We start from the raw sequence: 13221 nt of genomic DNA on the forward strand, positions 1-13221 counted from the left end.
ATGCGACACGACAACAAGCAACACCAATGAGCGACACTACCGCACCCGCCGTCGACCTCGCCGGGATCACGAAGCGGTTCGGCGATGTCGTCGCCAACGACGGCGTCGACCTGACCGTCGAGCGTGGGACAGTCCACGCGCTGATCGGCGAGAACGGCGCGGGGAAGACGACACTGATGAGTATCCTCTATGGGCTGTACGACCCCGACGGGGGAGAGATACGGATCGACGGCGAACCGCGGACGTTCGACTCGCCCCGGGACGCCATCGACACGGGCATCGGGATGGTCCATCAGCACTTCGAACTCGTGGACACGATGACCGTGATCCAGAACGTCATCCTCGGGCAGGAGCCGACCGCGAACGGACTGGTCGACGAGGACAGCGCCCGAGCGACGATCGAGGAAGTGTGTGACCGCTACGGGTTCGACGTGGATCAGTACCTCGACGACCGGGTCGAAGACCTCGGCGTCGGCGTCCAGCAGCGCGTCGAGATCGTCAAGAGCCTCTATCGCGGGGCGGACACGCTGATCCTCGACGAACCGACGGCCGTCCTCACGCCACAGGAGGTCGAGGAGCTGTTCGAGGTGATGGACGAACTGACCGCGAGCGGGCGCTCGCTCGTCTTCATCACCCACAAACTCGACGAGGCGATGGCCGTCGCCGACGAGATCACGGTGCTACGGGACGGCAAATCGGTCGGGACCGTCGACGGTGACGAGACGACCGAACAGGAACTCGCCCGGATGATGGTCGGGCGCGACGTGCTCTTCGAGGGACAGGAGCGCACGACCGAACCCGGCGACGTGATCCTCGACGTGGACGCCCTGTCGGTCCGGGACGACCGCGATCTGCGGCAGGTCGATGGGATCGATCTGTCGGTCCGCTCCGGAGAGGTGCTGGGCATCGCCGGCGTCGACGGCAACGGCCAGTCGGAACTGGTCGAGGCGATCACCGGTCTCCGGGGGATCGAGTCCGGTCAGATCGTCTTCGACGGCGCGGACATCGCCGGGACGAGCAGACGCGAGCGTATCGAGTCAGGGATCGCCTACATTCCCGAGGACCGGCAAGAAGAGGGGCTGGTACAGGAGTACGATCTCGTCCGCAACGCCCTGCTGGGCAATCAGACGATCGAGCCGTTCGTCGAGGGTGGCTTCGTCGACTGGGACGCGGTCCGCGAACACGCCGCCGACATCGTCACCGAGTACGACGTACAGCCACCCCACGTCGAGGCCGAAGCCGGGTCCCTCTCCGGCGGGAATCAACAGAAGTTCGTGGTCGGACGCGAACTCAAGCACGACCCGGACCTCGTGGTCGCCTCCCACCCGACCCGTGGGGTCGACATCGGCTCGATCGAGTTCATCCACAACCGCCTCCACGAGATGCGCGACGAGGGGCTGGCGATCCTGCTTGTCTCCTCGAAACTCGACGAGGTCCAGAAACTCTCGGACCGCCTCGCCGTCATGTACGAGGGCGAGTTCGTCGACATCGTCGATCCCGACGACGTGACCGAGGAGGAACTGGGGCTGTTGATGGCAGGCCGTGACCGGGGCCGGGCCGGCGCGAGCGAGACGGCCGAAAGCGCCGAGGCCGACGGAGGTGCCCAGTCGTGAGCGCGACGGCCGAGCGCGCCCGCGCTGTCGTCGACCGGATGGCCGACCGGATGCTCCGGGCGACCGTCCTCGAACGCTTTGCCCTCGCCATCGCCTCGACGCTCCTGGCGTTACTGATCGGCTCCGTGATCGTCTGGGCGACCGGCTACGACGCCGTCGAGTTCGCCTCCTCGCTCGTGTACGGCGCGGTCGGGAACCTCTCGAACCTCGCCTTCACGCTGCGCCAGTCGACGATGTTGATCCTCACCGGCGTCGCCGTCGCCATCGCCTTCCGGGCTGGCGTGTTCAACATCGGCGTGCAGGGCCAGTTCGTCGTCGGCGGCTTCGCGACGGCGCTCTCGATCCTCTTTCTCGCGCCGCATCTCCCGGGCGGGACCGTTGGCGGGATCGTCCTCATGGTCCTCGGGACGATTGCGGCCATCGTTGCAGGCGGTGCCTACGCGGCCCTGCCGGGCCTGATGAAAGCCTACGCCGACGCCAACGAAGTGATCACGACGATCATGCTGAACTTCATCGCCTCCGGGGTCGTCTACTTCTTCATCGACGCGTACCTCCGGCCGGGCGGGACCTCGGCACCGAACACGGAGTCGTTCCCCGACTACGTCGGTCTGCCGGGCTTTGCCTTCGGTAGTAGCTCCTTTTCGGTCATCGGACTCACCGTCGCACTGCTGGCTGCGGTCGGCGTGTTCGTGGTCATGGCCCGGACGAGTTTCGGGTACGATCTCGTGACCAGCGGGTATCAGGAGGCTGCGGCCGCCTATTCTGGCGTCGATCCGAAGCGAACCGTCGTCACGACGATGACGTTCTCGGGGATGGTCGCCGGTCTCGCCGGTGCCATCTTCGCGATCATGATCCTCGGGTACTACACCGATCCGAGCACCTTTCCGACGTTCGGGTTCGACGCCATCGCGGTGAGCCTGCTGGCGGCGAACAATCCGCTGGGCGTGATCCCCGCCGGCCTGCTCTTTGGCGGACTCGACGCCGGCGGCCAGTACATCGGCTTCACGCTCGACGTGCCGGCCGAACTGGTCGACGGCGTCGTCGGTCTGATCGTCCTGTTCGTCGCCGCCCCGGAGCTGTTCCGCATGAGCGCGCGACGGTTCGGACTGGGTGGTGAGGACCGATGAGCGTCGCCGACTACGCCGCAGAGAACCGGATCACGGTCGGCGGTGCGGTCGCCGTCATCGTCGCGCTCGTCGCGGCGATCACGCTGCTTGACCTCCCCGGCGCGGAACTGCTCACGGTCGGGGCCGTCCAGCGGTCGCTGCAGGCGGCGATGCCCATCGCACTGGCCGCCATCGGCGGCCTGTACGCAGAGAAAAGTGGCGTGTTCAACATCGGGCTGGAAGGGTTCATGATCTTCGGCGCGCTGACGGCGGCCGCCGCGGCGTGGCTTCTCTCGGGCAGCGGCTCGGTCTCACAGGGCGACCTCTGGCTTGGCATCCTCGTCGCGATAGTGGTCTGTTCGATCCTGACGGTCTTCTTTGCGGTCCTGACGATCCGGTACAAGGCCGATCAGATCGTCACCGGCCTCGCCGTGTGGTTCATCGGGCTGGGCTTTGGCCCGTTCACCGCGACAGTGATCTGGGGCGGCGTCTCCAGTCCGACGCTCCCGAACGTGAACAACCTCGTGATCCCCGGTCTCGCAGAGCTTCCGGTCGTCGGTCGGCTACTGTTCGACGCCTCGCCGCTCGTCCTCCTGACCATCGTCATCACGATTCTAGCGTGGGTCGTCCTCTACCGGACTCGCTATGGCTACTGGATTCAGGCGGCCGGCGAGAACCCCGAGGCGCTCGATACGGCCGGCATCAGCGTGAATCGGGTCCGCTACGCTGCCGTGATCTTCTCCGGTGCGATGTCGGGACTTGCGGGCGCAGCGCTGTCGGTCGGCATCGGCAGTGGCTTCACCGGCACCGGCGTCACGATGGTCGACGGCCGGGGATGGATCGCTATCGTCGCCTACCTCTTTGGCAACTACAACCCCATCGGGGCCTTCCTCGCATCGCTACTCTTTGGCGCGATGGACATGCTCCAGATCCAGTTGCAGACGGTGGGCATCAACGTCCCGGGGTCGATCACTGGCCTGTTCCCCTACGTGGCCGTACTCGTCGTGCTCACCTTCGTCGGGTACACGCGCGTGCCCGCAGCCGTCGGTGAGGCCTACGAGACGGAATCCGAGTAGGTCCTCCAACGAGGGTGTGACCCCAAAAGCCTATTCCCGACGCTCTTCGACAGGTGAGTATGGTCGTTTCACATCCGGGGCAGCGCGTTGGCGTCCTCGCCGACGCCCAGAACCTCTATCACACCGCCCGGAGTCTGCATACGCGGAATATCGATTATCAGGCACTGCTCGACGAAGCCGTTCAGGGTCGTGATCTCACTCGTGCCATCGCCTACGTCATCCGGGCAAACTCACCCGACGAGGAGACCTTCTTCGAAGCACTCGAAGACATCGGCTTCGAGACCCGGATCAAGGACATCAAGACCTTCGGCGACGGCTCGAAGAAGGCCGACTGGGACGTGGGCATGAGCCTCGATGCGGTCTCGCTCGCGCCCCACGTCGACACCGTGGTGCTGTGTACCGGCGACGGCGACTTCGCACGCCTGTGTCGGTATCTTCGCCACGAGGGCGTCAAGGTCGAAGCGATGGGCTTCGAGGAGTCGACCGCAGAAGAACTCGTCGAGGCCGCCGACCACTTCAGGAATCTCAGCGACGACTCCGAGCAGTATCTGCTGTAGTTCGAAGCATCCGAGAAAACGTCGTTCAGACCGGGCGGGCGTCTTCGGAGGTCCCGACGAACAGCGCGCCAGCGGCCATCCCCAGCGCGGCGACTGACATCGCCCAGGCGGGCATACCGCTGCCGAGCTGTCCGGTGCCGAGGATGATCGCGCTACTCGCGACGAGGAGGAGCGTACCCAGAACCACCTTTCGTGTGTCCGTTGCCATAAGGGGAGCTTAGAATTCATCCGGTATAAATTTCCCCAAAACCACTGGACGATGGTACGATAAATCATGGCATGCTCGGTGGGTAGGACCACGTTGCCGACGGCAGCGACCGCCAGCGCCCGGTGGCGACCCGGCGAAGAACAGTCGACTTTTGGTCGGGCGTATCGACCATTCGGCAATGACTGACAGAACCGCCGCCTTGCTCACGCGGGTCGCGACCTACCAGTTCGGCCCCGGCGCGGACGCGGCGCTGTTCCCCGATGTCGAAGCCCTCGACGTGGAGACGACCAGTTCGGGCCGGCCGCGACAGGTGTACGACGACGGCCAGCGCCTGCTGGAGTACGGCAGCGACGGTCGCTTCACCCTCGGTGTCGCCGGTGGCCGACGACTCCTCGCAGGCCTCGACGAGCCCCGACACCGCGTCGTCGTCGGCGACGACAGCGAGCCGTTCGTCCGCGAGGGCCGCAACGCCTTCGCGAAGTTCGTCCAGTCGGCCGACGAGGGAATCAGGCCCGGTGACGAGGTGCTGGTCGTCCATCACGACGGCGACCTGCTCGCGGTCGGACGGGCCGAACTCCCCGGCGAGGCGATGCTCGGCTTCGAGACCGGGATGGCCGTCAAAGTCCGCCACGGGGCCGGTCCGGCGGACGAGACGGCCGAGTGAGCGGCGACCGGCGAGACGAGCCAGTTCGGTGTCCTTTTGACTGCGGACCACGCACGGACGGGTATGTTCGGAGGAGGCGGCGGCGGACTCAACCCCCGCAAGATGAAGCAGATGATGGAACAGATGGGCATCGATATGGAGGATATCGACGCCGAAGAAGTGATCATTCGGACTCCCGACAAGGAGCTGTACTTCACCGACGCCGAAGTCCAGCTCATGGAAGCCCAGGGCCAGTCGACCTATCAGGTCGTCGGCGAACCCGAGGAGCGCGCGCTGGACGCCGGTGACGCTGGCGACGAGGCAGACACGTCGGCCGACGACGACACCGGTGGCGCAATTCCCGATGACGACGTGGAACTGGTCGCGATGCGGGCCGGCGTCGACGAGGAGACGGCGCGCGACGCGCTCGAAGCGACCGACGGCGACCTCGCGGCGGCAGTCGAGCGCCTCGAATAGTGGGCAGCGAATGAGCTTTCTGTTCGTCCACGAGGCCGAAGACCGCGAATATCTGCTCACCCCCGGCGAGACCCTCGAAACGGACCTCGGCATCCTCGAAGTACCCGACGAACCGACGCCGGGCGAGGTCGTCGAGACGCATCTGGGCGAACCCTTCACCGTCCGCGCACTGCGCGGGCCGGACCTGTTCAATCACCTCGAACGCACCGGCGCACCGATGATGCCCCGCGACATCGGCATCGTCGTCGGTAAGGCTGGGATTCAGTCGGGTGATCGCGTTCTCGACGCCGGGACCGGAACGGGCGTCCTCTCTGCCTACCTCGCTCGCATGGGCGCGACTGTGACCACCTACGAGCGCGACGCAGACTTCGCCGAGGTCGCACGCGAGAACATGGCGATGGCCGGCGTCGAAGACAGCGTCGAGGTACGGACCGGCGACGTGACAGACGACCTCGATGCGCTCTGTGAGGGGGACTTCGACGTGCTCACGCTCGACACCGGCGACGCGGCAGCGGTCGTCGAACACGCGCCCGACCTGCTCGTCTCCGGGGGGTTCGTGGCGGTGTACTCGCCGTTCGTCGAGCAAGCCCGCGAGGCGATACAGACGGCCCGAGACGTGGGGCTACGCGACGCCGAGACGCTGGAGACGATCCAGCGCTCGCTCGACGTGAGCGAGCGTGGGACCCGTCCTTCGACAAGAGGTGTCGGTCATACCGGCTACCTGACGTTCGCGCGCAACCCCTGATCCGACGCCGACCGACTACGCGACGGCGCGGATCAGGTCCAGCAGTTCGTCGCGGTACTCCCGACTCGTCTTCGTCAGCACTGCGGGCGGGTCCTCGATGTCGAGAATCTCGGCGATCGGTCGCACGGGATACGCGCCGGCACCGATCCGAAAGCCCTCGCCGTGCCAGACACCGACCCACCCACTGACCGGGAGGGTCGTATCGTGGTCGTCGAGCGGGAGTTCGGCGCGATACTGGGTCAGTTTCGCCCGGTCGCCCGAGTCGACGCGGATGCGCTCCCTTCGACCGCGGCTGATCGACTCGAAGCCCCGATCACGAAGCTCGGATTTGAACGTCCGGTTGGCTTCCGAGCGGACGCTGGGCAAGATCATCGCCGGCCCGACGCCGGGCGAGAGCGGCGGCGTAAAGGAGAGTTTCGTCGCGAAGAAAAAGCGCCAGCGCTGGTCGAGACCGCCGTACTCCGTGGCGGCCTCGCGGGCCTGTTCGTCCCCGTACACGAGCGTCGCACCCTCGACTTTCGTCCCGGGTAACTGAAACACTGTCTCGACGGATTCGTCGGTGCGGGTCCAGCCCCCCTCATCGAGTTCGGGTTCGGGGACCGACGGGAACCGCTCGTCGGAAGGTGACACACGTCACAGTGACGGCCGAATCCACCTAACAGTTCCGTCGAGAACGGTTTAGTGGTCGTCCTCGCGCCACTTGTGATCACACTCGGTACACGTAAAGAAGCGCGTCTCGGACTCGTCGGCAGCGCGGATCTGTTTCATCTCCCAGAACGCGCGGTCGTTGCCACACTCGTCGCAGTGGGCCTCGGTGGTCGGTCCCATGTCCTCGGCGTCGACCTCGGAGGTGTCGACAATCTCGCTCTCTTCTTGGCCCTGCGTCGTCACCATCGACTGCTCGGCCTCGGTGTCACGTGCCTTCTCGGCACCGCAACTGCCACAGACCCAGACGCCGTCCTCTGCTTTCATCATCGAACCGCAATCGTCGCAAAACTCCATTGTTGCTTGGCGTTGCCATCGAAGTGGTTTAAATTCGCGGGTTCTGACTCAGAGGGATCATCGTCGCCGGTCGGCGGTCCGACGACCCTCGACCGGCCACGGTCGTTGATTCGGATCAAACCGACTCGATGGACTTCGACGATGATTCCTCTCAGCGCTTGAGCCAGTTCGAACACGCTTCGAGGTCCCCCATCGTCCGGTCGTGGAACCCACAGTACGGGGTCGGTTCGCCGTCCTCCATCACGTACTCGAAGTGCCGGCAGTTGCCACAGTACTGCTCGACATCGCCGTCACCCTGTGCCGACCTGAGGAAGTCGTTGCTGAAGGCTGCAGCCCCGTCGCTCGGGCCAACCCCGTCGACGATCGCCCCGCCGTCGGCGCTTGGCTGCGTCCGGCTGACGGTCGTCTGGCGATCCGACTGGTCGACCGTCCGCTGGGACTGATGCTGGGCCTGCGCACTACGCCGGTCGGAGGGTGCCTCGTTCCGGTCCGGTCCGCCGCCGACTTCGTCGATGCCGCCCGTGCCCGTCGCACCACCATCACCGACCGCACCGGCCGTCGACTCGACGCTCGCACCGTCGTGGTCGGTCGTGGTCGTCTGGCGGTTCGTCTGGGTCTCGACGGAGCCATCGAGGTCGGTCCCGAACATCCCGATGCCGCCGAAGCGACCGACCGATCGGGCTTCTTCGACGAGTTCGATCGTCCCCTCGCGGGTGATCTCCATGCGCGCCGAGCCGCCGGGATCGTTGCGCGTCTTGAACGTCGCCAGTGCGACGAACAGCGACCAGAACACCGTGACGATCCCGAAAAAGTACACCGCTGTCGTCGTCAGCGCCAGCAACGGTGCGGCGACGATCCACTCGTAGGGATAGGCGTACTGAAAGAGGACGACGCCGACGGTCGCGATACTCGACCCGATCAGCGCCGTCGCCCGCACCGCCCGCGATGCTGGCAGGACGGCGAAGACCCCCAACAGGACCGCCGGTAACCCGAGCCCGGCCAGCACGCCCGCCAGTTCTCGCGCCGGATACCGGCCCATCGACTGGACACCCACGTTCGTCGTCGCCAGTCCGATGGCACCCACGACCATCGCCACACCGGCGAGGAAGAGTCCAGTCCCGAGGAGCTGCTGGCGTCGGCTCGCCACCCGGCCGACGTTGCCCTCGTAGACATCTGTGAGACTCGTCATGAATCGTATTAGCGGCGCTCCCCTCAAAACTATGCGTCAGACGAGTGGCATACGGGAGGGCCGTCGTGATCGGAGCGAACGACGGCCCTCCGAACGAGCGAACGGGGAACGAAGTGACCCGTGAGCGCAGCGACACGCGAGCTCTGCAGGATGGAAGCGGAGCGAGTCGTGTCATCAGGGCGCGCCGACCAGCGGGAGGCGACCGCCTCGGAACCGGAGAGACGACAGGAATCGACACGCGAATCACACCCCGATACGTGTGAACGGAATCGAGAGAGAAGGAAAGGAGCCACTACGCGATCACAAACTGAGATTTACTGGACAGACACCACTGGAAAGACTGTCCTACCGGCCGTTTGCACCGATCTGAACAGAAGGTTTTTAATATATTCGACCGAATCCTCGTCGTAAGCAGAATATGAACGATAGCAGTCTGCGGTGGCCGCTTCGCGGTGCGTACGCACTCGGACTCCTTCTGGTCGGCATCTGGGTTTTCGAGATTTTCGGCGGTGTCAAACTGTTCGACTTCGGCCCGAAAACACTCGCTGCAGGGATGGGACTGCTCGTGATCGGACTCAACATCAACGCGACGGTCGACGACGAATACAACGATACTCGGTAGTTGCCCTGTGGTATCGACTCTCAATAAACGTTTTACAGAGCGGTAAATATATCTCTGTCGTAGCCGGGATCGAAGGTGGCGTTGTGATCGATGCTCTACTCAGACCCATTGCTGAAGTTCTCGCTTGCGGTGCTCCTCGTCGCCCCGCTCGTCATCCGGGGCGTGAGTTACTTGTACTTCAAGCTGACGCTGTACCATCCGCTCGAAACGCCGGCGGAAAAGGTCGCAAAGTGGGTCCAGCGGACGTTCGGTCTGGACCTCGATATCGAGGGTGGGACAGGTGGGGCGGACAAGGAAGGGCTGTTGCGCAAGATCGGACTCGTCTATCTGTTCAACATCGTCGCGACGCTCTCGATCGCGACGCTCGTCTACACGTACTACGTCGTGCAGGGGATGGATGTGGACATCGGCGTGTTGTACGCGATCACGATCTTGGCCGCGATACTGAACACGGCACTTCGGCTGGCCGCACTCGCCAAACCGTATCGTCTCCCACAGAAGAGTGGGTACGTCGACATCCGAAGCTTCGGCTTTTCGTTCGTCATCTCGATCTTTTTTCTCGAAGTACTGCTGATCGGCGTTCGGATCGTCCAGGCAGAACAGGGACACATCGATCTCGGCGGGCTGTCGGCCCAGCGAGGGATCGACTACGCACTCGGGATCTTCATCTGGCCGCTGGTACTCGCGGCGCTCAGCGAAGTACTCTTGCTCCTGTTCGAGGTGCCAGAGGTACTCAAGGGCGAGCACGGGCCGGACCACGGCGGGGGAACGGACGCGTAAGCGAATTCGAAAACCCTAATCACGGGCACTCGGAAGTGACGGGTATGAGCGACGACGAGAGCGAGGACGAGCCAGCAGTCGAACTCGGCGAGGGTGAGGCAGTCGCCGGTGCGCCGCTGGCGCGCGTCGGCTCCCGACTCACCTGGGGGATCGAGCACAGCACCATCGTCGACCGCGAGGGCGACACCGAGATCCGAACGCCGGACGGACCGCAGGAACTGGCGACGCTGATGGACGACGTCGACGTGCCGTACTTCGAGCACCGCCGGGAGTTCGAGGCGGCGGTCCGCGAGGTTATCGGCGACGGACCGATCCCGACCGAGTGATCGGCGTCCGGGTACGTTTTTATCCCGACGCACCCAAACAGGAGCTATGAGTCTCCCGATCGATCCGACAGCACTCGCGAGTGGCGATATCGGCGAAGAACGAGCGACCCTCGAGATGGGTCACGAAGAAGCGATCGAGCACGTCCGCGAGGTGTTTACCGACGCAGGCTTCGGGATCGCGACGGAGTTCTCACCATCGGAGATGTTGAACGAGAAGATCGACGCGGACCGCGATCCCTACTACGTGCTGGGGGCGTGCAACCCCGAGATGGCCGACCGGGCGCTTTCGGCCAGCGACAACCGGATCGGCGGACTCTTTCCCTGCAACGTCGTGATCTGGGAGGAAGCGCCGGGCGTCCAGACCGTCTATCACGTCTCGATCATGCGCATCGCGCGGCTGGCCGGGATGGCACCCAACGACGAGACGATGGCGAACATTATCGCCGACACGGGCGAACTGGTAGACGAGGCGTTCGCCAATCTCTAGGCGTCTGTAGACTGGTCGGCCGTCGTGTCAGTGCTCTCGGCCGCGTCGTCGTCCTGCTGTCGACGGAGGTGTTCGACCTCCTGTTCGAGTTTGGCGATCCGCTCGTCGGTCTCGTCGTCGCCGGACAGCCGCCGGAAGACGAACAGCACGACGACGATGATAAGCACGACAGGAGCGACGAGAAAGAGGAACATCAGGAGGATGATGAACAGCTCCGTGACGCCGGGGAGTCCCATCTGGAGGGCTGAAAGCATGCTGATCGATAGACAGTCTGCTGATAAGAAACTACTCCTCTAGCCTGTCGACGCGTCGCTGGAGTTGCTCTAGTTGGTCTTCGAGTCGGTCGAGCCGTTGTTTGTCCGGCGAGCGGTCTCGTCGCACGAGGATGAAGCCCCCGATGATGGCGAACAGGACGGCGATGAACAGCAACATGATCGCACCGATAAAGAGCAGTTCCACGCCACCGGGAAGCTGAAGCAGCGTCATATCGGCGTCTCGATGGCGACGGTCCTAAACGTTCTGTCGGGTGCCCGATCAGAAGTCCGCAAGCGTCGACTGGAGGCCAGCGACCATGTCGGACTTGCGGCGGAGTGCCCCCAGCGAGATCGGAAGCTGTTCCGTGACGGCGGTGACAGCATCGCGGAAGCTCTCGGCGACGGCAGGCTGATCGTGATACCGGTGATTCGCGTCGCCAGCGCCCTCCTCGAAGGCGTTTCGGACGCCTTCGCGGACCTGCCAGACGCCGACGGGTGCCCAGTAGTCGTCCGTGACTTCCCGGAGGACGAGACACTTGGCTTGCCGGTCTCGCTCCTGGAGGTGTTCGAGGACGCCGAGTCGGGAGGCGTAGTACGCGCCGGCAGTCTCCTCGACGTAGCCGGTGCGGCCCTCGTAGCCCTCGTTGGCGCTGGCGAGGTAGTGGGTCTCGCCGGTGGGGTTCCAGACGCTCTCTGGGGCTTTCATCTCGACGAGTTCGAACTCCCACTGGCCCGGCGAGAGCAGGACCCAGTAGCGGTTGCCCATGTACTCGTTGTACCACACCTCGGTCTGGTCGATGGTGTCGCGATTCAGGATCGTCCCGCGCAGATACTGGCCGACGGTGTCGTCGACGGCGGTGATCGACCATCGCGTCGGGACGAGTTTGCGCTGGCGAGTCTGTCCCAGCGCGCCGGCCGAGAGGATGGTGTTGACCTCGTACACGTCGAATCCGCGCCGATAGAGGTAGTTCATCGCGCCTTCGGCCTGCCAGTCGTCGTCCTCCAGCGTCTTCTCGACGGCGCGGGGGACGTGGGGATTCTCGGCGAGGTCGGCGTTGGTGGCGCGAGCGCGTGGCCCGGTCGGGGTCCCGATGTCGTCGAAGCGCACGTCCAGATCCGGCGTGCCGTCCAGTCCGACCTCCACGTCGACGGGATGGTCGGCGATGGCGACCTCCCGCTGGGTGCCGACGAAGCCGTCCCACACGTCCGAAACGTCGACCTTCGCCGAACGTGTGGAGTTGAGCATCCCGGTCCGGCGCTGGAGCACGTCGTCGATGCCAAGCCCGTTCTGGTACCACTGTCCACTCGTGGCGAACGTCTCGGCGTCGGCGTCGGTCGCCATCGGGGAGAGCACGCCGGTCGAGATGTTCGGGTAGCCCGAGCGCCCGACGAAGATTTCGGGCGCAGTGGAGCCAAAGAGTGCGTCGCCCTGCACGGTCTCCTCGAACTGCCGTTCGACATCTTCGAGGTGGTCCGTGATCGCGTAGGACTTCTCCTCGGCGAGACGACGGCGCTCTGCTGCCTCGTCGCGCTCGAACCCCTCGATAAACTCGTCGAGACGCATCTACGCCCCCTTGGACGGTCGGCGGTATAACAGTGACTCCCGCGACTGGCAGTTCCGGTCGACGACGGGAATCACTGCGGAGACGTTCACGCCCGAACCGAGTTCAGCGCGAGCAGGAGGAACTATTACATACCATGCGTTAGTAACTACAGCTGTAATACCTATGTCACGCATCATAAAGGTGGCTGCCGTGTCCGGGACCGTCGTCAGCATGGCGATGGTGTTTACGCCGGCGTTCTGGGCGGTGGGCCACACGCAGGCGCTGGTAAACGTTCTGCTCGGGCAGTTCGCTGCGATGGCGATCGGTCACACTGCATACCGGGTCACGTCCGGGAAGCGCCCGGACATGCGTGCAGCGCTCGCCGGCGTCGTCTGCGGTGCCGGTCTCGCTGCCTCACCGATTCTCCTCGAACTGGTCACCGGATTCACCACGGTGACCATGGTTGGTGGCGCCCTCATCGCGGCCGTCGGGCTGTACGGTATCGTGGCGAACTTCACCGGCGAGGACGAACAGCGCATCCCAGACCTCCGAACGGATCAGGCACCCGACGACAGCCCGAAGGCAGCCTGAC

General features: G+C 64.6%; 19 protein-coding genes. 12 read left to right on the forward strand and 7 right to left on the reverse strand.

The window, feature by feature from the left end; translation table 11 throughout:
• The first annotated feature begins 26 nt into the window (after positions 1-26).
• From AC5FRW_RS18480 to AC5FRW_RS18495, 4 genes are read left to right on the forward strand one after another with little or no spacing between them, the layout of a single operon-like run.
• Complete coding sequence (locus AC5FRW_RS18480; RefSeq protein ID WP_493569936.1) at positions 27-1613, forward strand: ABC transporter ATP-binding protein; 1587 nt, start codon at positions 27-29, stop codon at positions 1611-1613.
• Complete coding sequence (locus AC5FRW_RS18485; RefSeq protein WP_493569937.1) at positions 1610-2740, forward strand: ABC transporter permease; 1131 nt, start codon at positions 1610-1612, stop codon at positions 2738-2740. The genes AC5FRW_RS18480 and AC5FRW_RS18485 overlap by 4 nt, the downstream gene beginning before the upstream one ends.
• On the forward strand, positions 2737-3795 hold the full coding sequence (locus tag AC5FRW_RS18490) for an ABC transporter permease (RefSeq protein ID WP_493569938.1): 1059 nt from the start codon (positions 2737-2739) through the stop codon (positions 3793-3795). Before AC5FRW_RS18485 ends, AC5FRW_RS18490 begins: the two co-directional genes overlap by 4 nt.
• 59 nt (positions 3796-3854) lie before the next feature.
• Positions 3855-4352 (forward strand): LabA-like NYN domain-containing protein, encoded by a 498-nt coding sequence (locus AC5FRW_RS18495; RefSeq protein WP_493569939.1) that lies wholly within the window; start codon positions 3855-3857, stop codon positions 4350-4352.
• 25 nt (positions 4353-4377) lie between these two features.
• Here the strand turns inward: AC5FRW_RS18495 and AC5FRW_RS18500 are convergent, their stop codons facing one another.
• Positions 4378-4560 carry a hypothetical protein gene (locus AC5FRW_RS18500; protein ID WP_493569940.1) on the reverse strand — a complete coding sequence of 61 codons (183 nt, stop codon included), beginning with the start codon at positions 4558-4560 and terminating at the stop codon, positions 4378-4380.
• 178 nt (positions 4561-4738) lie between these two features.
• On the opposite strand from AC5FRW_RS18500, the gene AC5FRW_RS18505 reads away from it, so the two are divergent.
• The 3 genes from AC5FRW_RS18505 to AC5FRW_RS18515 all read left to right on the forward strand — a co-directional run bounded on the left by AC5FRW_RS18505 (position 4739) and on the right by AC5FRW_RS18515 (position 6425).
• Entirely contained in the window at positions 4739-5224 is a 486-nt protein-coding gene (locus tag AC5FRW_RS18505; protein ID WP_493569941.1) for a PUA domain-containing protein, read from the forward strand.
• A gap of 63 nt (positions 5225-5287) precedes the next feature.
• Positions 5288-5680 (forward strand): nascent polypeptide-associated complex protein, encoded by a 393-nt coding sequence (locus AC5FRW_RS18510; protein ID WP_493569942.1) that lies wholly within the window; start codon positions 5288-5290, stop codon positions 5678-5680.
• A 10-nt stretch (positions 5681-5690) separates the two neighbouring features.
• Entirely contained in the window at positions 5691-6425 is a 735-nt protein-coding gene (locus tag AC5FRW_RS18515; RefSeq protein WP_493569943.1) for a tRNA (adenine-N1)-methyltransferase, read from the forward strand.
• A 15-nt stretch (positions 6426-6440) separates the two neighbouring features.
• Here AC5FRW_RS18515 and AC5FRW_RS18520 read toward each other — a convergent pair whose 3' ends face one another.
• The 3 genes from AC5FRW_RS18520 to AC5FRW_RS18530 all read right to left on the reverse strand — a co-directional run bounded on the left by AC5FRW_RS18520 (position 6441) and on the right by AC5FRW_RS18530 (position 8616).
• Positions 6441-7055 carry a DUF6517 family protein gene (locus tag AC5FRW_RS18520; protein WP_493569944.1) on the reverse strand — a complete coding sequence of 205 codons (615 nt, stop codon included), beginning with the start codon at positions 7053-7055 and terminating at the stop codon, positions 6441-6443.
• 48 nt (positions 7056-7103) lie between these two features.
• On the reverse strand, positions 7104-7427 hold the full coding sequence (locus tag AC5FRW_RS18525; RefSeq protein ID WP_493569945.1) for a transcription factor S: 324 nt from the start codon (positions 7425-7427) through the stop codon (positions 7104-7106).
• 151 nt (positions 7428-7578) lie between these two features.
• On the reverse strand, positions 7579-8616 hold the full coding sequence (locus AC5FRW_RS18530) for a cell division protein CdpA domain-containing protein (RefSeq protein WP_493569946.1): 1038 nt from the start codon (positions 8614-8616) through the stop codon (positions 7579-7581).
• 418 nt (positions 8617-9034) lie between these two features.
• On the opposite strand from AC5FRW_RS18530, the gene AC5FRW_RS18535 reads away from it, so the two are divergent.
• The 4 genes from AC5FRW_RS18535 to AC5FRW_RS18550 all read left to right on the forward strand — a co-directional run bounded on the left by AC5FRW_RS18535 (position 9035) and on the right by AC5FRW_RS18550 (position 10831).
• Positions 9035-9238: a hypothetical protein gene (locus AC5FRW_RS18535; RefSeq protein WP_493569947.1), complete on the forward strand. Its 204-nt coding sequence runs from the start codon at positions 9035-9037 to the stop codon at positions 9236-9238.
• Positions 9239-9328: 90 nt separating this feature from the next.
• Positions 9329-10018 carry a hypothetical protein gene (locus tag AC5FRW_RS18540; RefSeq protein WP_493569948.1) on the forward strand — a complete coding sequence of 230 codons (690 nt, stop codon included), beginning with the start codon at positions 9329-9331 and terminating at the stop codon, positions 10016-10018.
• 44 nt (positions 10019-10062) lie between these two features.
• Positions 10063-10344, forward strand: coding sequence for a DUF5789 family protein (locus AC5FRW_RS18545; RefSeq protein ID WP_493569949.1), 282 nt, complete (start codon positions 10063-10065; stop codon positions 10342-10344).
• Positions 10345-10390: 46 nt separating this feature from the next.
• Entirely contained in the window at positions 10391-10831 is a 441-nt protein-coding gene (locus AC5FRW_RS18550; RefSeq protein WP_493569950.1) for a DUF302 domain-containing protein, read from the forward strand.
• Here AC5FRW_RS18550 and AC5FRW_RS18555 read toward each other — a convergent pair.
• The 3 genes from AC5FRW_RS18555 to nreA are packed head-to-tail and all read right to left on the reverse strand — an operon-like array spanning position 10828 to position 12649.
• Positions 10828-11085, reverse strand: coding sequence for a preprotein translocase subunit TatA (locus AC5FRW_RS18555; protein WP_493569951.1), 258 nt, complete (start codon positions 11083-11085; stop codon positions 10828-10830). The genes AC5FRW_RS18550 and AC5FRW_RS18555 overlap by 4 nt on opposite strands.
• A gap of 31 nt (positions 11086-11116) precedes the next feature.
• Positions 11117-11317: a hypothetical protein gene (locus tag AC5FRW_RS18560; protein ID WP_493569952.1), complete on the reverse strand. Its 201-nt coding sequence runs from the start codon at positions 11315-11317 to the stop codon at positions 11117-11119.
• A gap of 48 nt (positions 11318-11365) precedes the next feature.
• Positions 11366-12649: a DNA repair protein NreA gene (nreA, locus tag AC5FRW_RS18565; protein ID WP_493569953.1), complete on the reverse strand. Its 1284-nt coding sequence runs from the start codon at positions 12647-12649 to the stop codon at positions 11366-11368.
• Between the two features lie 190 nt (positions 12650-12839).
• Here nreA and AC5FRW_RS18570 point away from each other — a divergent pair, with 190 nt between their 5' ends.
• Positions 12840-13220, forward strand: a complete 381-nt coding sequence (locus AC5FRW_RS18570) for a hypothetical protein (RefSeq protein WP_493569954.1) — start codon at positions 12840-12842, stop codon at positions 13218-13220.
• Position 13221: the final 1 nt, after the last annotated feature.

Source organism: Halomicrobium sp. HArcht3-1 (genome assembly GCF_058933345.1).